This is a genomic window from Burkholderia sp. SR8 (assembly GCF_052851275.1).
This window is the reverse complement of record NZ_JAULUC010000004.1, coordinates 252,596-274,426: the sequence shown is the minus strand read 5'-3', so window position 1 is coordinate 274,426 and position 21,831 is coordinate 252,596. Positions and strand designations below refer to the sequence as shown.

18 protein-coding genes are annotated in these 21,831 nt (G+C 68.5%); 5 read left to right on the top strand and 13 right to left on the bottom strand.

What is annotated here, in order from left to right; translation table 11 throughout:
- Positions 1-15: 15 nt before the first annotated feature.
- Complete coding sequence (locus Q3A80_RS07040) at positions 16-1,917, bottom strand: DUF3857 domain-containing transglutaminase family protein (RefSeq protein WP_446328445.1); 1,902 nt, start codon at positions 1,915-1,917, stop codon at positions 16-18.
- A 334-nt stretch (positions 1,918-2,251) separates the two neighbouring features.
- On the opposite strand from Q3A80_RS07040, the gene Q3A80_RS07035 reads away from it, so the two are divergent.
- Genes Q3A80_RS07035 through Q3A80_RS07025 form a run of 3 tightly spaced genes read left to right on the top strand, consistent with a single transcriptional unit; the run spans position 2,252 to position 2,953 of the window.
- On the top strand, positions 2,252-2,437 hold the full coding sequence (locus tag Q3A80_RS07035; protein WP_006749647.1) for a hypothetical protein: 186 nt from the start codon (positions 2,252-2,254) through the stop codon (positions 2,435-2,437).
- A gap of 44 nt (positions 2,438-2,481) precedes the next feature.
- On the top strand, positions 2,482-2,757 hold the full coding sequence (locus Q3A80_RS07030) for a hypothetical protein (RefSeq protein WP_446328340.1): 276 nt from the start codon (positions 2,482-2,484) through the stop codon (positions 2,755-2,757).
- Positions 2,758-2,794: 37 nt separating this feature from the next.
- Positions 2,795-2,953, top strand: coding sequence for a hypothetical protein (locus Q3A80_RS07025; protein ID WP_446328339.1), 159 nt, complete (start codon positions 2,795-2,797; stop codon positions 2,951-2,953).
- A 110-nt stretch (positions 2,954-3,063) separates the two neighbouring features.
- Here Q3A80_RS07025 and Q3A80_RS07020 read toward each other — a convergent pair whose 3' ends face one another.
- From Q3A80_RS07020 to Q3A80_RS07010, 3 genes are all read right to left on the bottom strand, one after another.
- Positions 3,064-3,384: a DUF1840 domain-containing protein gene (locus Q3A80_RS07020; protein ID WP_446328338.1), complete on the bottom strand. Its 321-nt coding sequence runs from the start codon at positions 3,382-3,384 to the stop codon at positions 3,064-3,066.
- 315 nt (positions 3,385-3,699) lie between these two features.
- Positions 3,700-4,131: a DUF3617 domain-containing protein gene (locus Q3A80_RS07015; RefSeq protein WP_446328337.1), complete on the bottom strand. Its 432-nt coding sequence runs from the start codon at positions 4,129-4,131 to the stop codon at positions 3,700-3,702.
- A 60-nt stretch (positions 4,132-4,191) separates the two neighbouring features.
- Positions 4,192-5,172, bottom strand: coding sequence for a DUF4892 domain-containing protein (locus tag Q3A80_RS07010; protein ID WP_446328336.1), 981 nt, complete (start codon positions 5,170-5,172; stop codon positions 4,192-4,194).
- Positions 5,173-5,604: 432 nt separating this feature from the next.
- On the opposite strand from Q3A80_RS07010, the gene Q3A80_RS07005 reads away from it, so the two are divergent.
- The gene (locus Q3A80_RS07005) at positions 5,605-6,468 is read left to right on the top strand and encodes a crotonase/enoyl-CoA hydratase family protein (protein WP_446328335.1); all 864 of its coding nucleotides are present in this window, start codon (positions 5,605-5,607) and stop codon (positions 6,466-6,468) included.
- Between the two features lie 56 nt (positions 6,469-6,524).
- Here the strand turns inward: Q3A80_RS07005 and pdeR are convergent, their stop codons facing one another.
- The 4 genes from pdeR to Q3A80_RS06985 form a co-directional block, all read right to left on the bottom strand.
- Positions 6,525-8,528: a cyclic di-GMP phosphodiesterase gene (gene pdeR, locus Q3A80_RS07000; protein ID WP_446328334.1), complete on the bottom strand. Its 2,004-nt coding sequence runs from the start codon at positions 8,526-8,528 to the stop codon at positions 6,525-6,527.
- 679 nt (positions 8,529-9,207) lie between these two features.
- Positions 9,208-12,846 (bottom strand): hydantoinase B/oxoprolinase family protein, encoded by a 3,639-nt coding sequence (locus Q3A80_RS06995; protein WP_446328333.1) that lies wholly within the window; start codon positions 12,844-12,846, stop codon positions 9,208-9,210.
- 121 nt (positions 12,847-12,967) lie between these two features.
- Entirely contained in the window at positions 12,968-14,272 is a 1,305-nt protein-coding gene (locus Q3A80_RS06990) for an MFS transporter (protein ID WP_446328332.1), read from the bottom strand.
- 226 nt (positions 14,273-14,498) lie between these two features.
- A complete protein-coding gene (locus Q3A80_RS06985; RefSeq protein ID WP_446328444.1) occupies positions 14,499-15,272 on the bottom strand; it encodes a putative hydro-lyase in 774 nt (257 codons plus the stop codon).
- A gap of 206 nt (positions 15,273-15,478) precedes the next feature.
- Between Q3A80_RS06985 and Q3A80_RS06980 the strand changes: the two genes are divergently transcribed.
- Positions 15,479-16,411, top strand: a complete 933-nt coding sequence (locus Q3A80_RS06980) for a LysR family transcriptional regulator (RefSeq protein ID WP_446328331.1) — start codon at positions 15,479-15,481, stop codon at positions 16,409-16,411.
- Positions 16,412-16,478: 67 nt separating this feature from the next.
- On the opposite strand, the gene Q3A80_RS06975 is transcribed toward Q3A80_RS06980, so the two are convergent.
- From Q3A80_RS06975 to Q3A80_RS06955, 5 genes are all read right to left on the bottom strand, one after another.
- Positions 16,479-16,805, bottom strand: coding sequence for an antibiotic biosynthesis monooxygenase family protein (locus tag Q3A80_RS06975; protein ID WP_446328330.1), 327 nt, complete (start codon positions 16,803-16,805; stop codon positions 16,479-16,481).
- A gap of 65 nt (positions 16,806-16,870) precedes the next feature.
- A complete protein-coding gene (locus Q3A80_RS06970; RefSeq protein WP_446328329.1) occupies positions 16,871-17,860 on the bottom strand; it encodes a flagellin N-methylase in 990 nt (329 codons plus the stop codon).
- On the bottom strand, positions 17,854-18,663 hold the full coding sequence (locus tag Q3A80_RS06965; protein ID WP_446328328.1) for a MetQ/NlpA family lipoprotein: 810 nt from the start codon (positions 18,661-18,663) through the stop codon (positions 17,854-17,856). Before Q3A80_RS06965 ends, Q3A80_RS06970 begins: the two co-directional genes overlap by 7 nt.
- Positions 18,660-19,709 (bottom strand): formylglycine-generating enzyme family protein, encoded by a 1,050-nt coding sequence (locus Q3A80_RS06960; RefSeq protein ID WP_446328327.1) that lies wholly within the window; start codon positions 19,707-19,709, stop codon positions 18,660-18,662. The genes Q3A80_RS06965 and Q3A80_RS06960 overlap by 4 nt, the downstream gene beginning before the upstream one ends.
- 10 nt (positions 19,710-19,719) lie before the next feature.
- A complete protein-coding gene (locus Q3A80_RS06955) occupies positions 19,720-21,669 on the bottom strand; it encodes an arylsulfatase (protein WP_446328326.1) in 1,950 nt (649 codons plus the stop codon).
- Between the last annotated feature and the right edge of the window lie 162 nt (positions 21,670-21,831).

Sequence of the window (21,831 nt, the reverse complement as noted above, 5' to 3'; positions counted from 1 at the left end):
GCCCGCGCCCGGCCGTCAACGTTGCTTCGCCCGCACGACGATCTGCGCCTGCGTGTCGCGTTCGATGCGTTCGAGCGATGCGCGCAGCGCAGTGAACTCGTCCGCCGTGCAGACCTGCCGGTCGAATTCGGCCGTCATCCGCCGCGTCACCTGCACCACGTGCGCGGCCGGATCGAACACGTAATGCGACGTGAAATCGACGAAGCGGTCGCGCACGGCCGTATCGGCCGGCAGGTCGGTCACCGCGACGTCGGCCGGCAGCGCGATCTGCCCGGTTTCGTCGAACGTGCCGCCGAGACACATCCACGGCTGCGTGCGCACCGGTTCGGCGAGCCAGCTCTCGACCTGCGTCGCGATCCCGCCGGTGACGCTCGACAGCGCGGGCACCGCGGTCGTGCCGTCCGGCCACACGAAGTGATCGAGCGTGCCGGTGAACGTCGCGTCGAACGGGCCGCCCGTCGCGCCGCGGTCGCTCGTCGCGATCTGCGCGCGGCCGCGCAGCCCGCTTTGCCGCAACCGTTCGTTCGCGAGCTGGCGGATGCGGTCGGGCGGCGCCCGGCGGAACACGTTGCGCTCGAGCTCCGCCGTCCAGCCGGCGTCCTCGACGAACGCGTGAAACCGCGCGGCGCCGGCTTGCGCGGCATCGATCTCCACGCGTGCGGTGCGGCGCTTCGGCTGCGTGGCCGGCGTGCGCGACAGCACGCCGGTGTCGACCAGCAGCGCCGGCCGGTCCATCACGATCGGCGGCAGGTAGCCGAATGCGATGCCGGCCGTCGTGGTGTCCGCGTAGACGCCCAGATCGGGCAGCCACGTGATCGCATGATTGATCGCGCCGCCGCCGTAACCGGGCACCGACGGCAGCGTGTACACCGAGCCGAGATTGATCAGCACCGGTTCGCTGCGGATGCCGACCGCCGCGAGCAACGCGCCGAACAGCGCGACGTGGTCCTTGCAGTCGCCGTAGCGGTTGCGCAGGATGTCCGTCACGCGATGCGGCGCGGCGGCCGTCTCGCCGAGAAAGATCGCGACGTACCGCACGTTCGCCTGCACCCAGTCGTACAGGATGCGCGCCTGGTCGTGCGGGTCCGTGGCGCCGGCGGTAAGGGCGCGCGCCAGGTGCACGACGGCCGGATCGTTCGCGCCCGGATCGACGGCCGCGTCGCGATAGCGCGCGGCGAACGCCGCATAGTCGGGCAGCGTGGACACCACGAGCCGGTCGCCGTAGGTCGGATAGCCGACCGAGCCGCTCTCGATCCGGTCGTACGGACCGTGCCGGTAGTCGAATTCGTAGCGCGTGCGGCCGTTCTCCGTGACGGGCGGCAACGCGACGTAGCCGCGCGCGTCCGCATGCAGCGGCAGGTCGGCCGGCACGTCGAAGATCAGCCGCTGGCTCTCCACCGGCTCGCGCGACGGTTCGACGGTGTAGCCGAAGTAACCGGCGTTGACCGGCTTCGTGCGCGACTTCCGGAACGCGATGCGCGTGCTCGACCCGGCTTCGACGCCCGGAAACACGACGGTGCGCAGCAGCCCGTCCTGGAAGGTCGGCGCGCCGGCCGAACGCGGCTCCTGGACGTCGCGGATGCCGTCCGCGCCGACCGGATGCGCGACACCGTCGCGATCGATCGTCTCGGCCGCGACCAGGTCGACCTTCTCGAGGTTCCTGTCGAACCACACGTAGCGCTGCGCGATCGCGTCGATCCCGTTCGCGTCGTTCGCGCGCAGCGTCGAATCGTCGTGCTCGTCGAGCGAGCCGTCGTGCTGCAGCACGAACACATGCACGTCGCTGACGATCGTGACGGGCGGCACGTCGTCGCCGGCGGCGGCGAATACCGGGCGCACGAGCGCGGCGACGGCGACGGCAAGCGCAACGGCGCTGCGCTGCAGGGCACCGGTCGATCGAAACGGAAAACGCACCACGTCGAAGCTCTCCGCGCGTTTCGTGTTCATGTCGGAACGCGACGGGCGCACCTTTCCGCACGTCGCCCCGCGTCGCTCAACCCAGTGTGGGTGACGTGCAAGCGACCGTCAAGGCGCGGTACGGCAGGGCCGGCTGCCACGCTCCGAGACGGGCAGGAATGCGTCGTGCAATGCAGGCCCCGTTTGTCGCGCATTCACGATCTCTCAGCCATGGAATCGCTTTCTATATCATATCGTGATATATAATTCAGACAGGCGGATAACGTGCGTGCGACGGCGCCGAAACGAACGACGATGCGGCGAATCGGCACGCCGACATGGGGAAGGAGACATCATGCTGATCAACAACGATTTCGAAATCGGTTACCTCGTGATCGCGTTCGCGCTGCTGGGCGTGATCCTGATCGGTGCGCTGCTGACGGCGCTGCATCTCGAACGCTGGCATCCGAAGCTGGTGGGCGCGGCGATCGGCGCGCTGCTCGGCATTGCGCTGATCGAAGCGATGCCGATGCTCACGTGAGCGCGGCGGGGTCGGAACGGCGCGCGCCGGCAAATGGAACAGCGATGGAATCGCGGCTCTGCATGACCTATCGTCAATGTGAGATCCGCGCGAGCGCGCTGGTCGACGCCGCGGCGGGCGAAGGGCTCGAGCTCGGCGCACTGTATCAGCCGGTCGCGGTCGTCTGCTGGCGCGATGCCGACGGACGGCACGAGGTACGTGTGCTCGACCCGAAGCATCACGTCTTCCGTCACGACGCGGATGCGCTGCGGATCTCGATCGCGCTGGCCAAGCGCTTCATCGACACGAAGCTCGCCGGCATTGCCTGGCCCGCGGGCTGAGGCCCGCGTATATCGGCGCCCACCTCGCGGAGGCGACATGGAAAACGGCATCGTCCCCACCATCGTGCTGCTCGCGGTCCTCGTGTTCGCGGTGCTGTTCTTCGCGGAACGGCGCAGCCGCGACCGCACGCGCGACCGGCTGCTGCATCGCGCGTCGCGGCGCTCTTCCCGCTCGCACACGCACCGTCATTCGTAAGCGGAAAGCCTCACACGCAAAAAATCGGCCGACGACACGGCGCAACGTGGCGCCTGGCCGTCGGCCTTCCAGCGGAGGTTCGGTTCGGGCAGCCGGCGCGCGTCGCGCGCCTACACGCCCCACATCACGTGCCGGCCCTGCTCGTGCGCCGCACGCATCATGTCCAGCAGCGGCCATGCGCGTTGCGCGAGCCCGCCCGCATGCGGCGCCAGTTCGGCACGCAGCGCCTGCGTCGAACGCTCGTGTGCGCTTTCCCGCGCCGCGTCATCCCTGATCGCCTGCTCGAGCCGCGCGATCGCGCCCGGCAATTCGTCAGCGGAAATCACGCCGCGCACGTCGAGTCCCTTGCCGACGAGCCCCAGCAGGTACTGCGCCAGATCGCGCAACATCACGATGTCCGGCGCGGCGGATGACCGAAACGTAACCATCATCGTCATTCCCCCTTGGTCGTCGTCGCGAGAGCGGGCGACACCCGCCGCCCGTCGTGCGAGGCCCGCGGCCATCCTGCCGCGCCCGATCGCCGCCCCGTTCTTCTGAACCGGACGTTCGCCCGGCACGATGTGCGCATCGCGCGGCCGGGTTCGTGTGCAGCGCAGCGGCCGGATGACGCGAAGGCCTGTCTTCATTTTATGTCACGTCGTGACATATTCAAGCATCCGGCCCCGGCCCGGCAATCGTCGTGTCGCGGAAGCGACAACGGGCGCGGAGGACGGCGCCCATCGTCGTGCGGGTCGTGCGCCGTTGCGTCAGCGGCAATCGCCGACGCGCTTGCCGCGCCATGTCCATGCAAGCGTGTAGGCACCCGCCTGAGCATGCTGCCCACGCAGCTGACCTTTCAGGTCGTAGCGTGTCGGCGTCACGTCGCCCGTCACGGTCGCGTTGCCGCGACCCTGCTCGTTCGCGCAGGCCAGCGCGACCGTCAGCGTCGTGCCGGCGTAGTTCCAGTCCGTGATCGTGCATTTGACGTTGTCGCGCTGCAGGCGCGATTCCATCGTCTTGCGCAGGTTCTTCGCGTCCGCGGCGGTCAGGCACTGGTCCGGCATCGGCTCGGCACTTTGCGGTAGCGGCTTGCCATTCAGCGTATAGGTGGTTTCGTCGTGCCAGACGCCCGGCGAGACGCTCTGCGCGAATGCCGAGAAGGCACAGCCGGCAAGCCCGGCGGCAATCAGGATTTTCATGGTTCGATGATCGGGTGAAGGACGCATGCGCGGCCGCGCATGCGTCGGGTCAGGCAGGCGTCATTGCTGGACGAGTTCGACGCGGCGGTTCTGCGCGCGGCCCGCGTCGTCGCCGTTGGACGCGACCGGCGACAGCGACGCGACACCTTTCGCGGCGAGCCGTGCCGGCGCGATCCTGTAGGTCGTCGCCAACGCCTGCGCGACGGCCTCCGCGCGCTTTTGCGACAGGTCGGTGTTGTGCGCGAACTGCCCTTGATTGTCGGTATGGCCGACGATGTAGACCTTCAGTGCCGGGTTGGCCGTCAGCAGCTTCGCCATTTCATCGAGCTGCGGCTTCGATTCGGGCTTCACCTGCGCCTTGTCGGTGTCGAAGTAGATGCCGTACAGCGCGACCTTGCCGGTCGCCGCGAGGCCCTTCTGCAGCGCGCTCGAATCGAGCACCTTGACCTGCCCCGTCTGCATCGGCTTCACCTCGACGACTTCCTCGTACACGAGCGTGCGCTTGTTCGATGCCGAATCGTCCATCACGTGCAGGAACACGTATGCGTCACCCGACGCTCGCGGCAGCTTCGCGAGGATCGTCCGATGCTTGTCGCCGAAGTACGCGTCGCCACCGCCCGACTTCATCATCCTGTTCGAGCTGATCACGAAGCGCTGGAACTCGAGACCGTTTCCCTTACCGCACTGGTCCTGCGTACAACGAAACAGAATCTGGAACCCGCCCTTCTGCAATGCATCGAGATAGTTTCGCTCGACTTCCAGCGTCGACTTGTTGCCGCCGATCGTATAGGCGACCCGCGTGACCTTCCCTTCCAGCGCCAGGCCCTTGGCCGCCTTGACGTCATCGATCGGCTGGTTCGGCAGGAATGCTTCGTCGAACTCGGTCTGCGAATAGGCGTTGATCGTCGCGCCTGCGAAACGCGTGAGCAGCGGATGATCCTTCGAACCCGGTACGTCGCCGGCAGCCGATGCCAGCGTGGAAAGCGACAGCAGCACGGCGACTGACGACGTGCGGAATGCGGACGATGCAGTGTTCTTCATGGAGCCCCTCGGAACGGGTTTGTTATGCGATCGAAAGCAATGAAGCGCGCGCATATTACCAAATCTGTTCGAGCGATTTGCGAAGCCGGCAGCACGCTAACGTTTGCGCGTTCTCAAACTGCGCCGAAACGACGAACAGCAGACGCGGCTCGTCATCGCGCCTCCCGTCGTCCGCGCTCCACCCGCCGATACCGGCATCTCCGCTCCGCTTCTCCCGCCCGGCGCTCACATCGATCCCGGCATTCGCACGCTGCGCACGATTCGCATCGCACGCGACACCGGCCGCATCCCCTTCGTGCGTTATTCCCCGCATTTCGACTTCTGTGTGCGCGCAACAATGGCGATGCCTCGCGGCCGGCGCCATCCGGGGGGCAGGTTTCCATGGCACCGGCCGCGGCGGTTCTGGAAAACCACATCTCACGAGGACATACCATGCAACTCCAATCCCATCCGGCGTGCCGCCCGTTTTATGAAGCAGGCGAACTCGCGCAACTGACCGCGTTCTACGAAGAAGGCCGCAACGTCATGTGGATGATGCTGCGATCGGAGCCGCGGCCGTGCTTCAACCAGCAACTCGTCACCGACATCATCCATCTCGCGCGCGTCGCGCGCGACTCGGGCCTGCGGTTCGACTTCTGGGTAACGGGCTCGCTCGTGCCCGAGCTGTTCAACGTCGGCGGCGACCTGAGCTTCTTCGTCGACGCGATCCGCAGCGGCCGGCGCGACCAGCTGATGGCGTACGCGCGCTCGTGCATCGACGGCGTGTACGAGATCTACACGGGCTTCGGCACCGGCGCGATCTCGATCGCGATGGTCGAGGGCAGCGCGCTGGGCGGCGGCTTCGAGGCCGCGCTCGCACACCACTACATGCTCGCGCAGAAAGGCGTGAAGCTCGGCTTTCCCGAGATCGCGTTCAACCTGTTCCCGGGCATGGGCGGCTATTCGCTGGTCGCGCGCAAGGCGGACCGCGGGCTCGCGGAATCGCTGATCTCGTCCGGCGAAGCGCATGCGGCCGAATGGTACGAGGATCGCGGACTGATCGACCAGACCTTCGACGCGGGCGACGCGTACCTTGCGACGCGCACGTTCATCGACGTGATGAAGCCGAAGCTGAACGGCATCCGCGCGATGCTGCGCGCGCGCGAACGCGTGTTCCAGCTCACGCGCTCCGAGCTGATGGACATCACCGAGGAATGGGTGCACGCGGCGTTCACGATCGAGCCGAAGGATCTCGCGTACATGGAACGTCTGGTGATGCTGCAGAACCGGCGCGTGTCGAAACTGCGCACGGTGTGACGTGAGCGGAGCGCGCCGCCGTTCAGCCGGCGGTGCGCTCCGTCATGCGGGGACGCTCAGGCGATCAGCCTGAGCTTTCGCGTTTCCGCGAGCCAGGCCTCGAACGCCTGGGCCGGCATCGGCCGCGCGAAGTAGAAACCCTGCGCGTGGCCGACGTCGATCTGCTTCAGGAAGTCGGCTTCCGCGCGCGTCTCGACGCCTTCGGCGACCACCGAGAAACTCAGCGCCTTCGCGAGCGACACGACCGAGCGCACCAGCGCCTGCGAGCGCGGGTTGCGGTCGATGCCCGTGATGAAGCTGCGATCGAGCTTGATCGAATCGAGCGGCAGCCGCGACAGCTGCGACAGCGACGAATAGCCGGTGCCGAAATCGTCGAGGTGGATCTCCGCGCCGAGCTGGCGGAACTGCTTCATCAGCTCGTGCGCCGCTTCTTCGTCCTCGATGAAGCTGCTTTCGGTGAGCTCGATGTCGACGAGGCTCGGCTTGAGCCCCGCGCCGTCGAGGATCGACGCGAACTGGTCGACGATGTTCATGTCCTGCAGCTGCCGCGCCGACACGTTGACCGCGATCCGCACGTCGAGCCCCTTCGCCTTCCACGCGGCGGCCTGCGCGGCCGCGGTGCGCATCACCCAGCGGCCGAGCGGCGCGATCAGCCCCGACTCCTCCGCGAAGCGGATGAATTCGATCGGCGCGACCAGCCCGCGATCGGGCGACTGCCAGCGGATCAGCGCCTCGACGCCGTGCACGTCGCCGGTCGCGATGTCGACGACCGGCTGGTAATGCAGCACGAACTGCTCTTCCTCGAGCGCCTTGCGCAGGTTCGTGTCGAGCCACATGTACTTCGCGACCTTCTGGTTCATCTCCAGCGAGAACACGCGGTACGTATGCTTGCCCGCTTCCTTCGCGACGTACATCGCGGTATCGGCGCTGCGGATCAGCGTTTCGAGCGAGTCGCCGTGCTGCGGATACATCGCGATGCCGATCGAGCAGCTCGTGTAGACCTCGACCAGCCCGAGGTGGATCGGCGTGCGCAGCCGTTCGAGGATGATCTGCGCGGTCGCCTCGAGCAGCGGCCGCGTGCCGTGCTCGAACAGCACGAGGAATTCGTCGCCGCCGAGCCGCGCGAGCGTCGCGCCGGACGGCAGGCAGCCGCCGATGACCGCGGACACGTCCTGCAGCAGGCGGTCGCCGGTGATGTGGCCGTAGTGGTCGTTGACGCGCTTGAAGTTGTCGAGGTCGAGGAACAGGATGCCGACCTGGCCGCGCATGTCGGTGCGGTCCGCGGCCAGCGCGACGCGGATGCGCTCGCTGATCGCATGGCGGTTCGGCAGGCCGGTCAGCACGTCGGTGTTCGCGAGTTCGCTCAGCCGCTGCTGCGCGATGCGCTCCTCGGTGATGTCGATCCCCGAGCAGATCAGGAACTGCTCGTCGGCGCCGCTGCCGCTCTGCACGAACTTGTTGCGGAACTGGAACAGGCGCGGCCCGTTCACCGTGTTGATGTAGCGCTCGACCGCGAACGAGCGGTTGCTCGCGAAAAAGCCGGTGATGTTGCTGCGCGACTGCGCGCCCTGCTCGGGGCTCATGAACAGCTCGAACGCACTGCGCCCGATCACGTCGACCTCGCGCTTGCCGGTCACTTCCTCGCACAACCGGTTGAAGCGCTGCACCATCCCGTTGCGGTCGAGGATCACGACGAGCGAATTCACTTCGGACACGACCTGCTCGGCGAACGCGAGCCCGTGCGCGAGGTCGCTCGCGACGGAAGCGGTATCGGAATAGGCGGACGCCGTGCCGGCCCAGTTGGCGGTATCGACCTTCCTGCCGACCAGATGGAGGCTGACCGGATCGCCGAACAGCGCGAGTTCGAGCACGAGGTGCGACGTGACACCGCCGAGCGCGCGAATGCGCGCGGCCTGCTCGCCGGTGAGTGCGACCGCGATATTGGTCAGGCCGCGCACGGCGGCCAGCTCGAGTGCATTGCTGTCGCTGCCGAGGCGCCAGCATGGGCTGCGCGTACCGAGATGCGCCTCGAGCACCGCGCTATCGTTTTCGTCATCCATGGACTCGCCCCGATCCAGAAAAAACGCACAGTGTAGACGGAGGCGAGCCGGCCGCTACCGTCCGGGGGCGCGGCCGGCGCACCCGGAACGGCAGCCATGATGGCTGTGACGACGGTCCTCGTTCCGTACTTGTTTCCAACTCATGCGACCCGGCGTATGCGCTCGACCCGCGCAGGTTTCCAAACGAATGATGAGTCCCATCTTATCAAATGACGATGGAGATTTGCACTCACATTTGGAACAGGGTGTCAAGGAACCGGTTCTCGATTGGCACAGGGCGTTTTTCGTGATGGGCGGTCGCCGCGCCGCCGAATGCCCGGCGTCGAACCGGCCTGCCAGAATCGCCGGAAAGCTTTGCCCGACGGGCGTTTGCGAGAATGGTCGGCGGTCGTTGCATCGACCGGCCGCGATGGCCCGCCGCAGGGGTCGAATCGTGCCGCGGCACGCGTCAAATCGTGAATTTTCGTTTCCGTTGATTCGGGAATGTGCGCCTTTATTCCGTTTGCCGGTGCAATTGCGTCGCGAACGATGCGGCAGACATCGCTGTCGTCCGGCCGCGCGACCGTTGCGGCCGCATGCATGGAACCGGTGCGATCGGCCGGCCGGTCCGCGAGGAAGCGGGCCGGCCCGGCGCAGCGCCGCCGCGCCGCTTCCGCGCGCGTCGCGTCACGAACGCCGCTCAGCCGGCCGCGCCGTAACCGCCGCCGCCCGGCGTTTCGACGACGAACACGTCGCCCGGCGCCATCTGCGCGCGGCCGATATGCTCGAGCGTCTCGACCGTGCCGTCCGCCCGCTCGATCGTGTTGCGGCCGAGCGCGCCGGCCTCGCCGCCCGCCGCGCCGAACGGCGCATGGATCCGGTTGTTCGACAGGATCGATGCGGTCATCGGCTCGAGGAAGCGGACCCGCCGCACTGCGCCGTCGCCGCCGCGCCAGCGCCCGCCGCCGCCGGAACCGGCGCGCAGCCGGTGCGAGTCGAGCCGCACCGGGTAGCGCCATTCGAGCACCTCCGGGTCGGTCAGCCGCGAGTTCGTCATGTGCGTCTGCACCGCGCCGACGCCCGCGAAGCCGTCGCCCGCGCCGCTGCCGCCGGCGATGGTCTCGTAGTACTGGTATCGATCGTTTCCGAATGTGAAGTTATTCATCGTTCCCTGGCTCGACGCGACGCAGCCGAGCGCGCCGTACAGCGCGTTGGTGATCGCCGACGACGTCTCGACGTTGCCCGACACGACCGCCGCCGGATACTCGGGATTGAGCATCGAGCGCGCCGGCACGATCACGTCGAGCGGCTTCAGGCAGCCGGCGTTCAGCGGAATGTCGTCGCCGACCAGCGTGCGGAACACGTACAGCACCGCGGCCATGCAGACCGCCTTCGGCGCATTGAAGTTGTTGTCGAGCTGCGCGGACGTGCCGGTGAAGTCGATCTCCGCACGCCGTGCCGCGCGATCGACGCGGATCGCGACGCGGATCTCGGCGCCATTGTCGAGCGGATAGCGGTACGCGCCGTCCTGCAGCGCGCCGATCACGCGCCGCACCGCTTCTTCCGCGTTGTCCTGCACGTGCCCCATGAACGCGAGCACGACGTCGCGGCCGAACTGCGCGACCATCCGCCGCAGCTCGTCGACGCCCTTCTGGTTCGCGGCGATCTGCGCGCGCAGGTCGGCCATGTTCTGCTCGACGTTGCGCGCCGGATAGCGGCCCGACGCGAGCAGCGCGCGCGTGTCGGCATCGCGCAGCACGCCCGCCGACACCAGCTGCCAGTTGTCGATCAGCACGCCTTCTTCGTCGATGTGCGTCGAGTCGGGCGGCATCGAGCCCGGCGTCGTGCCGCCGATGTCCGCGTGGTGGCCGCGCGAGCCGACGTAGAACAGCGGTACGTCGGAGCCGTCCGCGAACACCGGCGTGATGACCGTGACGTCCGGCAGATGCGTGCCGCCGTGATACGGGTCGTTCAGCATGAACACGTCGCCGTCGCGCATGCGGCCGCGGTTGCGCTCGATCACCGTGCGGATGCTCTCGCCCATCGAGCCCAGATGCACGGGCATGTGCGGCGCGTTCGCGATCAGGTTGCCGTCGCCGTCGAAGATCGCGCACGAGAAGTCGAGCCGCTCCTTGATGTTCACCGAGTACGCGGTGTTCTGCAGCCGCAGCCCCATCTGCTCGGCGATCGACATGAACAGGTTGTTGAAGATCTCGAGGCGCACCGGATCGGCATCGGTGCCGAGCGAGCGGCGCGTCGGCAGCGGCGTCGTGCGCGTCAGCACGAGGTTGCCCTGCGCGGTCATCTGCGCGCGCCAGCCGGGCTCGACGACGGTCGTGCCGTTCTTCTCCGCGACGATCGCCGGGCCGTCGATCGTGTCGCCGGCGAGCAGCGTGTCGCGCACGTACAGCGCCGCGTCGTGCCACTGGCCGCCCGAGTAGAAACGCACCGCGCTGTGCGCGTGCGGCGCCGCATCCGCGTCGCGCGGCGCGAGCGGCGCGACCTCGACCGGCGCGTCGGACCGGCCGATCGCCTCGACGGACGCGAGTTCGGCGACCAGCGGCGTGCCGGGCATCAGGAACGCATAGCGCTGCCGGTAGGCGGTTTCGAACGCCTGCTGCATCGCCGCGACGCTGCCGGCCGGCACGTCGAGCGCGGAATCGGTGCCCTGGTAGCGCAGGTGCACGCGCCGCTCGGTCGCGATGCGCTCCGGCGGCACGCCCTGTTCGAGCAGCGCGCCGACCGCGTCGTCGGCCAGCCGGTCGAGCGCCGCGTTCAGCGCGGGCAGCGACGCGTCGGACAGCACGGCTTCCACTGCGCGCTCGCGCATCGCGGTCTGGTCGGCAAGGCCCATCCCGTAGGCCGACAGCACGCCCGCGAGCGGATGCGCGAACACCTGCGTCATGCCGAGCGCGTCGGCCACGCCGCACGCGTGCTGGCCGCCGGCGCCGCCGAACGTCGTCAGCACGTAGCGCGACACGTCGTGGCCGCGCTGCACCGAGATCTTCTTGATCGCGTTCGCCATGCTGCCGATCGCGATGTCGAGGAACCCTTCGGCGAGCGCCTCGGGCGTGTCGCGCCGTCCGGTCGCCGCGTGGATCTCGTCGGCGAGCGCTTCGAACTTCGCGACCACGCCGTCGCGGTCGAGCGGCTCGTCCGCGTGCGGGCCGAACACGCGCGGAAAATGCTCGGGCTGGATCTTGCCGAGCATCACGTTGCAGTCGGTCACGGTCAGCGGGCCGCCGCGCCGGTACGCGGCCGGCCCCGGGTTCGCGCCGGCCGATTCGGGCCCGACGCGCAGCCGCGCGCCGTCGAAGCCGAGCACCGAGCCGCCGCCCGCGGCGACCGTATGGATGCTCATCATCGGCGCGCGCATCCGCACGCCGGCCACCTGCGTCTCGAACACGCGCTCGAATTCGCCGTTGTAGTGCGATACATCGGTCGACGTGCCGCCCATGTCGAAGCCGATCACGCGCTCGAAACCGGCCGCGCGCGCGGCGCGCACCATCCCGACGATCCCGCCGGCCGGGCCGGACAGGATCGCGTCCTTGCCCTGGAATGCGTCGGCGCGCGTGAGGCCGCCGCTGCTCTGCATGAACTGCAGGTTCACGCCGGGCATCTCGTGCGCGACCTGCTCGACGTAGCGGCGCAGGATCGGCGACAAGTACGCGTCGACGACGGTCGTGTCGCCGCGCGACACCATCTTCATCAGCGGCGACACCTCGTGCGACACCGACACCTGCGTGAAGCCGATCCGGCGCGCGAGCTCGGCCAGCGCGCGCTCGTGCGCGGTGTAGCGATAGCCGTGGATCAGCACGATCGCCAGCGCCTGCACGCCCGAGTCCAACACGCGGCGCAGCGCGGCTTCGGCACCGTGCAGGTCGAGCGGCACGACGACGTCGCCGTGCGCGCCGATCCGCTCGTCGATTTCGACGACGGTTTCGTACAGCGCATCGGGCAGCACGATGTCGAGATCGAACAGGCGCGGCCGGTTCTGGTACGCGATGCGCAGCACGTCGCGAAAGCCGCGGGTCGTCGCGAGCGCGGTGCGTTCGCCCTTGCGTTCGAGCAGCGCGTTGGTCGCGACCGTCGTGCCCATCTTCACCATGGCGACGCGCTCGGGCGTGATCGGCTCGCCGTCGGCGAGGCCGAGCAGATGACGAATGCCGGCGACGGCCGCGTCGCGGTATTGCTCGGGGTTCTCCGACAGCAGCTTGTGCGTGACGAGCGTGCCGTCGGGCCGGCGCGCGACGATGTCGGTGAACGTGCCGCCGCGGTCGATCCAGAATTGCCAGCGCGCGGCGTCGGAGGAAACGGGGAAGGTGTGTCGGTCAGTCATGGCGATGAACTCGATGCGTCGTTGATTCGTAGGACGAGCGCCGCCGCACGGCGCGCGTCGCGCGCCGCGTGAGGGCTTCGATGAACAGGGAGCGGTACGGCGGCGGGTGGGGGGCGCCCGCTTATGCGGCGTCGAGCTCGCGGCCACGCGTTTCGGGCAGCGTCAGCGCGGCGACGATCATCACGCCGTACGCGGCGACCGCGAAGATGCCGATGCTCGCGCCGAGCCCGTAGTGCTTCGACAGCGCGCCGATCAGGAACGGGAACAACGCGCCGACCGCACGGCCCACGTTGTAGCAGAAGCCTTGTCCGGAACCGCGCACGCGCGTCGGGAACAGCTCGGTCAGGAACGCGCCCATACCGGAGAAGATGCCCGATGCGAAGAAGCCGAGCGGGAAGCCGAGCCACAGCATCGATGCGTCGGTGAGGTGCAGCGCCGGCGACGTGTAGGCGAACGCGATCACCATCGAGCCGAGCGCGAACAGGATGAAGTTCGGCTTGCGGCCGAGGCGGTCGGTCAGGTAGGCGCTCGTCAGGTAGCCGATCCACGAACCGACGATGATCGTCGCGAGATAGCCGCCGGTGCCCATCACGGTCAGGTGCCGCTCGGTCTTCAGGAACGTCGGCAGCCACGTCGTGATCGCGTAATAGCCGCCCTGCGCGCCGGTCGTCAGCAGCGCCGCGCGCAGCGTCGTCGACAGCAGCTTCGGCGCGAAGATTTCCGTGAGGCGAGGCGCGTCGGCGCCCTTCGCCTGCGTGGCCTTTTCCTTCTCGTAGACGTCCGGCTCCTTCACGTAGCGGCGGATCACGACCACCAGCAGCGCCGGCGCGAGGCCGACGAGGAACAGCGCGCGCCACGCCTGCTCGGCCGGCAGCACGGAGAACAGCAGCGCATACAGCAGCGCCGACAGCCCCCAGCCGATCGCCCAGCCCGACTGCACGAGCCCGACTGCCTTGCCGCGATCGCGCGCGCGGATCACTTCGCCGATCAGCACCGCGCCGGCCGTCCATTCGCCGCCGAAACCGAAGCCCATCAGCGCGCGCGCCGCGAGCAGCTGCTGGTAGTTCTGCGCGAGCCCGCACAGCGCGGTGAACACCGCGAACCACAGCACCGTCAGCTGCAGCGTGCGCACGCGGCCGATCCGGTCGGACAGGATGCCCGCGATCCAGCCGCCGAGCGCCGACGCGAGCAGCGTCATCGTGCCGATGAAGCCGGCGTCCGCGAGCGAGATGCCCCAGGTCGCGACGAGCGTCGGGATCACGAACGACAGCATCTGCGTGTCCATCCCGTCGAGCATGTAGCCGACCTTGCAGCTCCAGAACGCGCGGCGCTCGCGCGGCTGCGCGTCCGCATACCATCCGAACAGGCCGTTGCGTGCGGGGCCCGCGGGGTCGGCGGCGGGCGCCGCGAGGGTCTTGCTTTCCATGGTGAAGCTCCTGTCGAAATGTGCGGTCGAAACCGGCGCGTTCTGCGCGGGGTACGTGTGCTTCGTCTATCTGCTGCGTATCGGTGCCTGTGCTGCGTGCGGCGCGCCCGCCAGCGGCGGGCCGCGGGTGCGCGCCGCCCTCCGGCCGGGCGGATCGTCAGCGGCCGCGCATACCGCCGCGACCGGGCCGGACCGGCGGCCGCACGGGCCGCCGGCATCGGCCGGATCAGAACACGGCCAGCGACGCGTTCGTGATGTCGGTCATCAGCATGTAGCCGGGCGTATGCGCGATCGCGAGCGGCAGCTTCGCTTCCATCAGCGCGGTTTGCGGCGTCACGCCGCACGCCCAGAACACCGGCAGCTCGCCGTCGCGCACCGTCACCGCGTCGCCGAAATCGGGCACGCCGAGATCGGCGATGCCCAGCGCCTCCGGATGGCCGATATGCACCGGCGCACCGTGCACGCCGGGGAACCGGCTCGTGATCTGCACCGCGCGGATCGCGTCGGCACCGCGCAGCGGCCGCATCGACACGACGAGCTGGCCGCCGAAGATGCCCGCACGCCGGTTCGGGATCGACGTGCGGTACATCGGCACGTTGCGCCCCTCCTCGATGTGGCGCAGCGCGATGCCTTCGCGCGCCAGCATGTCCTCGAACGAGAACGAGCAGCCGATCGCGAACACGACGAAATCGTCGCGCCACAGCGCTTCGAGCGAATCGACGCGCTCCGCCAGCACGCCATCCCTGTATACGTTGTAGCTCGGCACGTCGGTGCGGATGTCGAGATCCTCGCCGAGCACGTCGACGCGGAACGCACCCGGTTCGCCGACGCCCAGCAGCGGGCACGCCTTCGGATTCGCCTGACAGAAGCGCAGGAAATCGTGCGCATACGCATTCGGCAGGATCGCGAGATTCGCTTGCGCGAACGGGCCGCACTGGCCGGCGGTCGGATTGCGGAACGCGCCGCTGCGTACGGACTGGCGGAATTCGGTAGGCGTCATGATGTCGGGTAGCGGATGGGTGTCGTCGGGCTGACGGTGTCGTTGCATCAGCGGATACGGCGAAGAATAGAAAAGAAAAAATTTTGTCGCCAACGAGTTTTTTTGCGCCCGCTGTATAGAATTGCTTAACGGATCTCCGGGTTTTCCCCGGTCCCGTTCACTTTTCTTCACCGGCAAGCTGCGCGTCCACCGTCCGCCACATCGCCATGAATACGCGTTTTCTCGAAACCTTCGTCACGCTCGCGAAGCTGCGCAACTTCCGCACGACGGCCACCGCGCTGCACGCGACGCCGGCCGCGATCTCGCAGCGGCTGAAGGCGCTCGAGGACGAATTGCAGACCGTGCTCGTCGACCGCGACAGCCGCGCGTTCCGGCTCACGCCGAACGGCGAGTACCTGCTCGGCTATGCGAAGGCCGTCGTCGAGGCGACGCACGAACTGCAGGCGGCTGCGGCCGGCGAAAGCGCGCTGCGCGGCAAGCTGCGGCTCGGCGTGATCGAGACGGTCGTGCACAGCTGGCTGCCGCATTACCTGCGCCGTCTCGCCGCCGACTATCCGCAGCTGGAGATCGACCTGACCGTCGACGTGAGCGTCGTGCTGCAGCGCCGGCTGATGGCCGGCGAGCTCGATCTGATCATTCGCGTGGAGGGTAGCGACGAAGCGTCGGTCGTGTGCGACGCGCTGGCGAACTATCCGGTGCGCTGGATCGCGCGTGCGGGGCTGCTGCCGAACACGCGCACGGGCCTCGCGCGGCAGGTGCTGCGCCAGCCGATCCTGACCTACGGGCGCGGCACCGCGCCGCATCGCGCGCTCGAGGACATCGTGCGCACGCTCGCGCACGCGCATGGCGTGCCGCTGTCGGAGACGCGGATCACCGGTTCGCCGTCGATCTCGGTGATCGTGCAGCTGGTGCGCGACGGGTTCGGCGTCGCCGCGATTCCGGTGCTGTTCGTGGATGCGCTGATCGAGAGCGGCGAGGTCGTCGAGCTGCCGCTGCAGCCGTCGCCGCCGTCGATCGTCGTGTCGATGTCACGGCGGGCCGACGCGCCGAAGTTCGTGCACGGCGCGTCGATCGCCGCGCGCGCGGCATGTCACGAGTATTGCGGGAAGAGCAACCGGTTGCTGGTCGAGGCGCTTTGATGCGGTGTGCGGATGGCGCGCGGCTTGCGCGGTGCAGGACCGGTGAAACGCCGGTTCGGCAATCCGCTCACGCCGGCTGCCCCGCATGCGGCTGCGCGAGCTTGCCGTCGCCATACTCGCGCAGCACCTGCGAGATCACCACGCGATAGCCGTCGAGCCAGCGCGCCTGCTTCGCCTTCGCCTCCAGATGCGCGGGATGCTGCATCAACTGCCGAAGCGCTGCCTCCGATTCCCAGTAGTAGACATTCTGGATCAGCCCCGCGCCGGCGTTCTCCCACGTCTCCTCGCCGAGATAGCCGGGTGTCGCGCGCGCCACGTCGGCGATCTGCCGGTCGAGCCGGTGGAATGCGTCGTCGTACTGTCCGGCGCGGAAAATGAAGGTCGAGGCGTACATGCGCGCTCCATCGGAGACGATTGAAAGAGCGCCAAGTGTACGGCACGCGTCGCGTGCCATCGTCGTCAGACGGCGAGCACGTCGACGTCGTGTCGATCGTCGAGCCATGCGTCGATGCGCGGTGCGTCGGCGCGCGGGTTCGCTGCGGTCGCCGGCATCGCGGCGAGCGCGTGCCGCGCGCGTTCGAGTGCGTCTGCAAAGCCGCGCAGTTCGCGCGTCGCGGGCCGATCGTCGACACGCCGGCGCGCGAGTGCCGCTTCGACGCGCGTATCGATCAACGTGCGCTGGGCGTCGATGAAGTCGATGCACAGCGCGCGACAATGCCCGGATACCGACGCGGCGGCCAGCAGCACCGGCACGATCGACATCGTCAGATAAGCACCGGGCGCAAGCCGCGACAACGCTTGCCGTACGTGCGGCCCGCCGTCGATCAGCGATGCGAATACTGCGTCGCGCCACACCGCGCGCTCGAATATGAGCGAAGCGCGAAACGTGTCGAGCGCGGCGCGATCGGCCACCTCTCCGGCCTTCACCAGCGGAATCGCGCGCGCTGTATCGACCGCAGCCGTGTCTTCGTCGTCTGCACGGACGATACAGTTCGCACCGAGCCACGCCGTCTCGTCGCGCCGCCCGGCGAGCACGCGCGACTGCAAGCTATCCGGCAGCATCGGATCGAGCGGCACCGCACTGCAGATCGAAGGCTTGTCGGCATGCACGCTGCAGCGGCCGTCGTCAGCCAGTGCCGGACACCGCGCGAGCGACGGATAGTCGTAACCTTGCAGCGTCAGCGCGATCCATTCGTCGCCGGTGCCGGTTGCGCGATGGAACAACCTGTTGGCGAGCGCATCCGATGCGGCGACATCGTCTGCGTCGAGCACGTCGTCGCGCCGGCCCGTGCGCGTTGGTTCGCCGCTGCGCCGCTTCGGCATGCGACGGATCGTCAGCGCACCGACGAACACATGCCGATGCCGGAACAGCTCGCGCAACGACAGCGTCGGCGCGCTGTTGCAGCAGCGTCCGCACGCATTGCATGCGAGGCGATAGTCGTCTACCACGGCCGCCGGACCGAATCCTGGTAGCGCGTGAGGATGAAATGCGCGACGTCGCCGGAGTGATACGCAGCCACCAGCTGCGCGACCCACGGCTTCGTGCGGTCCGCGTCGCGCACGGTCAGCACGTTCGCATACGGCGAGCGCGCGTCTTCGAGATTGATGCTGTCCCGCGCCGGTTGCAGGCCCACGCGTGCGGCATCGTCGCTGTCGAGCGCGACGAAGGCAGCCGAGTCGAGCGCCGCATGAAGGCGATCGCGGCGCAGCGCGACGAATTTCAGCGGGAGCCGGTTGCCCGTTACATCGCGCAGCGTCGCATGCAGGCCGGCCTGTTCGCGCAGCGTCACCAGCGTGTCGTTCTGCAGCAGCACGAGCGCACGCGCCATCCCGCGCGGATCGGCCGGAATCGCGACCGTCGCACCGGGCTGCAATTCGTTCAGGCTCCTCAGCTTGCGCGAATACAGCGCCATCGGCAGCGTGACGGTCGGGGCGACGGCGGTCAATGCGTAGCCTTTCGCCGCACGCGTCGCGGCAAGGCGCTGCGCGTCCTCGAAGCTCGCCGCGTCGATCCTGCCGTCGGCGAGCGCGGTGTCGATGCGCGACGCATCGTCGAACCGGACAACGTCGACACCGAGGCCACGTGCGGCGGCGACGCGCTTCACCTCGTCGAGGATCTCCGCATGCACGCCGCGCGTCACGCCGACGCGTATCGTCGGTGCGGCCGATTCCGCGGCGGCGGCCCGGGCCGAATGGGCGACACCGGATACAACGATCAGCGATGCGGCGACGAAGTGCATCACCGGCTTCATGAAGCATCCCTCAGAATCGTGCGAAACCCGACGTGCGACGCGCCGAGATCGGCTTCCTGCTGCTCGCGCGACGATGCCCGGTAGCGCACGCAGTAGTCGCGCGAGCACAGGAACGAGCCGCCCTTGATCACCATCGGCGTATCGTGCCGGCGCGTCGACGGCGCGACGGCCGCCGTGTCGCCGTTCGTGTGCGATTGGTGCGGGCCGGTGTACGCGTCCTTCGTCCACTCCCACGCGTTGCCGATCATGTCGTACAGCCGGAAGCCGTTCGCCGCGTAGCAACCGACCGGCGCGAGGCCCGCATGGCCGTCCTCCGCCGTATCGAGCACCGGGAATGCGCCCTGCCAGTAGTTCGCGGCCGGCTTGCCCTGCGCGTCGCGCGGCGCCGCGTCGAGCGATGCGTCGTCGCGGCCGGCCTTGCCCGCGTATTCCCATTCGGCTTCGGTCGGCAGATCGCGGCCGAGCCACTTCGCATACGCGAGCGCGTCGCGCTGCGTGACGAGCGTGACGGGCAGGTTGCCGAGCCCGTCGACGTTGCTGCCGGGGCCGCGCGGCTGCCGCCACGATGCGCCCTTCACCCAGGTCCACCATGCGAGGTCGCGTGCATTCAGCTCGTCGCGCGTCGGCACATGGAACACCGCCGCGCCGCCCTGCCGTTCGGCCTCCGTCACGTAGCCGGTCGCCTTCACGAACGCGGCGAACTGCGCGATCGTCACGTCGGTCTGGTCGATCCAGAAGCCGCCGACGCGCGTCCTGCCGTCGCCGGCCGGACGCTCGTCCGCATAGCCGCGCGTGCTGCCGAACACGAACGCGCCGCCGCGCAGATGCACCATCCCGGCCTTCGGATCGTCGCGCCACTTCGCAGGCAGCCCCGAATAGCGCTCGCACTGCCGCTCCGAGCCGAGCGGCGCGAGCGTGCGCCCGCGATTCGCGTCGTCGAACGCGCCGCCGGCCGAGCCCGACGGGTTCGCATAGCCGGCGGCGAATGCGGCCGCGAACAGCGTGGCCGCGAGCGCCGCGCCGAGCGTCAGGAAGCGGAACCGCATCGTAGCGCCCTCAGTAGTAGCCGCGCGGACGCAGCGGCTCGACGCCGCCGACGTTGCTCATGTAGGTCTTCCACTGGTCGATCAGCGTGCCGATCACCGACGGGTTCTGCGCGGACACGTCGGTCGTCTCGCCGCGGTCCGACGCGAGGTCGTACAGTTGCCAGTGGCCGTCGAGCGGCCCGAGCGGCGGCTCGGTCCACAATGCCTTCCAGCGACCGTCGGCGCTGCGCAGGTATGCGCGGCCGTACGCTTCGTCGCCGAACGGCGTCGTGTGCACTTCACCGGATGCCGAACCGGCCAGCACCGGCAGCAGCGACTGGCCCGTCACCGGATACACGTAGCGGTTGTTGTAGACGACCTTGCCCTTGTTCTGGTCGACGCCCGTCAGCGTGTTCACGAGCGGCGGTGCCGGCTGCGACGGCGGCGTGACGCCCGCGACCGCGAGAAAGGTCGCCGTGTTGTCGGTCACGTGCGTGAACGCGCGCAGCGTCGGCAACTGCTGCGTCTGCCCCGGCAGGCGCACGATCGTCGGCGTCGACACGCCGCCTTCGGCCGCATAGCCCTTCGTGAGCCGGAACGGCGTCGCGCTCACTTCGGCCCAGCGCAGCCCGTACTGCAGCCGCTGCGCGTTCTGCTTGCCGTTGTCGGTGCCGAGCGCCGAATAGGTCGGCTCCTGCGCGTTCGCGGTGTCGGTCGCGGTCGGGTCCGCGCCCGAGTCGATCGGCCAGCCTTCCGCGCCGTTGTCCGACTGGAACATGATGAACGTGTTGTCGTATTCGCCGATGTCCTTCAGGTGCTGGATCAGGCGTCCTACGTTGTAATCGAGGTTCTCGACCATCCCCGCGTAGATCTCCATGTAGCGCGCCTGCGCCTTGCGCTCGGCCGGGCTCAGGCTCGCCCACAGCTTGTCGACCTTGCCGCTGCCGTAGTCGCTGTAGCCGTCGGCGGCCGAATGCACGGCGCTGATGTACTTCGCGCTCGCGGTGCCGTTGTTCGCCGTCGCCGGCGACGCCGACGTCGTTTCGGGCAAACCGTCGAACGGCTTGAAGTCCGCCGGAATCAGGCCCAGCGCTTTCTGCCGCGCGATGCGTGCATTGCGGATCGCGTCGTAGCCGGCGTCGTATACGCCCGCGTATTTGTGCAGCCACGGATCCGGCACCTGCAACGGCCAATGGGGCGACGTGTAGGCCGCGTACGCGAAGAACGGCTTGCCGTCCTGCTTGTTCGCATCGATGTACGAGATCAGCTTCTGCGTATAGAAGTCCGTCGAATAGAACACGGCCGGACTGCCGCCCGTGCCGCCCGGCTGCCCGGGCTGGCCCGGCTGCACGTAGCGGCCGTCTTCGGTGTAGTTCGACGAGCCGGCCGGTTCGTGCGCGAAGTGATTCGTCGCCGCGCCGCCGAGCAGCACGTAGCTGCGCTCGAAGCCCCACTGGTCCGGCGTCTGGCCGCTGCCCGTCGCGCTGCCGACGATCCCCGAGCCGATGTGCCACTTGCCCGCGATATACGTGTGATAGCCGGCGTCCTTCAGCAGTTGCGCAAACGACAGCGCGCGATCGTTCAGATAGCCTTCGTAGCCGGGCAGGCCGCGCCGCTCGTCGGTCGGCACGCCCATCGTGCCTTCGCCGACGAGATGGTGATCGGTGCCGGAAATCAGCATCGCGCGCGTGATCGCGCAGACGGTGCCGGTGTGATGGTTCGACAGGATGCGGCCCGACGCGACGAGCGCGTCGAGGTTCGGCGTGTTGATCTCGCCGCCGAATGCATGGATGTCTGAATAGCCGAGATCGTCGGCCATGATGTACAGGATGTTCGGACGCTTGGCCGCGGGCGTCGCATTGGCCTGCGGCGGCGGACTGCCGTCGACGCCGCCGCACGACGCAAGCGACAGCGCGCCGGCGATCGCGGCGCAGACCACACGGAAACGGAAGGCAAGCAAGGGCGAAGCGGATTTTTTCATCGTTGTGGCGCGCACGATCTACGGGATCGGCGATCTTAGCGTCGCCCGCGCGCCGGCCAAAGTCGGATTCGTCACATGCTAACGGGGCAGCGGAATATGCGGCACACGCGGCTGGTCGGCGGCCGTTCACGTCCATCGCGAGGCGCGCGAACAGGAACGGCA

Excerpts from the sequence above, each read along its gene's own strand:
- Q3A80_RS06960 (WP_446328327.1), bottom strand. The coding sequence starts at position 19,709 with ATGCGGTTCCGCTTCCTGACGCTCGGCGCGGCGCTCGCGGCCACGCTG.
- Q3A80_RS07035 (WP_006749647.1), top strand. The coding sequence starts at position 2,252 with ATGCTGATCAACAACGATTTCGAAATCGGTTACCTCGTGATCGCGTTC.
- Q3A80_RS06980 (WP_446328331.1), top strand. The coding sequence starts at position 15,479 with ATGAATACGCGTTTTCTCGAAACCTTCGTCACGCTCGCGAAGCTGCGC.
- Q3A80_RS06990 (WP_446328332.1), bottom strand. The coding sequence starts at position 14,272 with ATGGAAAGCAAGACCCTCGCGGCGCCCGCCGCCGACCCCGCGGGCCCC.
- Q3A80_RS07020 (WP_446328338.1), bottom strand. The coding sequence starts at position 3,384 with ATGATGGTTACGTTTCGGTCATCCGCCGCGCCGGACATCGTGATGTTG.
- Q3A80_RS06955 (WP_446328326.1), bottom strand. The coding sequence starts at position 21,669 with ATGAAAAAATCCGCTTCGCCCTTGCTTGCCTTCCGTTTCCGTGTGGTC.
- Q3A80_RS06995 (WP_446328333.1), bottom strand. The coding sequence starts at position 12,846 with ATGACTGACCGACACACCTTCCCCGTTTCCTCCGACGCCGCGCGCTGG.
- Q3A80_RS07010 (WP_446328336.1), bottom strand. The coding sequence starts at position 5,172 with ATGAAGAACACTGCATCGTCCGCATTCCGCACGTCGTCAGTCGCCGTG.
- Q3A80_RS07025 (WP_446328339.1), top strand. The coding sequence starts at position 2,795 with ATGGAAAACGGCATCGTCCCCACCATCGTGCTGCTCGCGGTCCTCGTG.
- Q3A80_RS07015 (WP_446328337.1), bottom strand. The coding sequence starts at position 4,131 with ATGAAAATCCTGATTGCCGCCGGGCTTGCCGGCTGTGCCTTCTCGGCA.
- Q3A80_RS06985 (WP_446328444.1), bottom strand. The coding sequence starts at position 15,272 with ATGACGCCTACCGAATTCCGCCAGTCCGTACGCAGCGGCGCGTTCCGC.
- Q3A80_RS07030 (WP_446328340.1), top strand. The coding sequence starts at position 2,482 with ATGGAATCGCGGCTCTGCATGACCTATCGTCAATGTGAGATCCGCGCG.
- Q3A80_RS07005 (WP_446328335.1), top strand. The coding sequence starts at position 5,605 with ATGCAACTCCAATCCCATCCGGCGTGCCGCCCGTTTTATGAAGCAGGC.
- pdeR (WP_446328334.1), bottom strand. The coding sequence starts at position 8,528 with ATGGATGACGAAAACGATAGCGCGGTGCTCGAGGCGCATCTCGGTACG.
- Q3A80_RS06975 (WP_446328330.1), bottom strand. The coding sequence starts at position 16,805 with ATGTACGCCTCGACCTTCATTTTCCGCGCCGGACAGTACGACGACGCA.
- Q3A80_RS06965 (WP_446328328.1), bottom strand. The coding sequence starts at position 18,663 with ATGAAGCCGGTGATGCACTTCGTCGCCGCATCGCTGATCGTTGTATCC.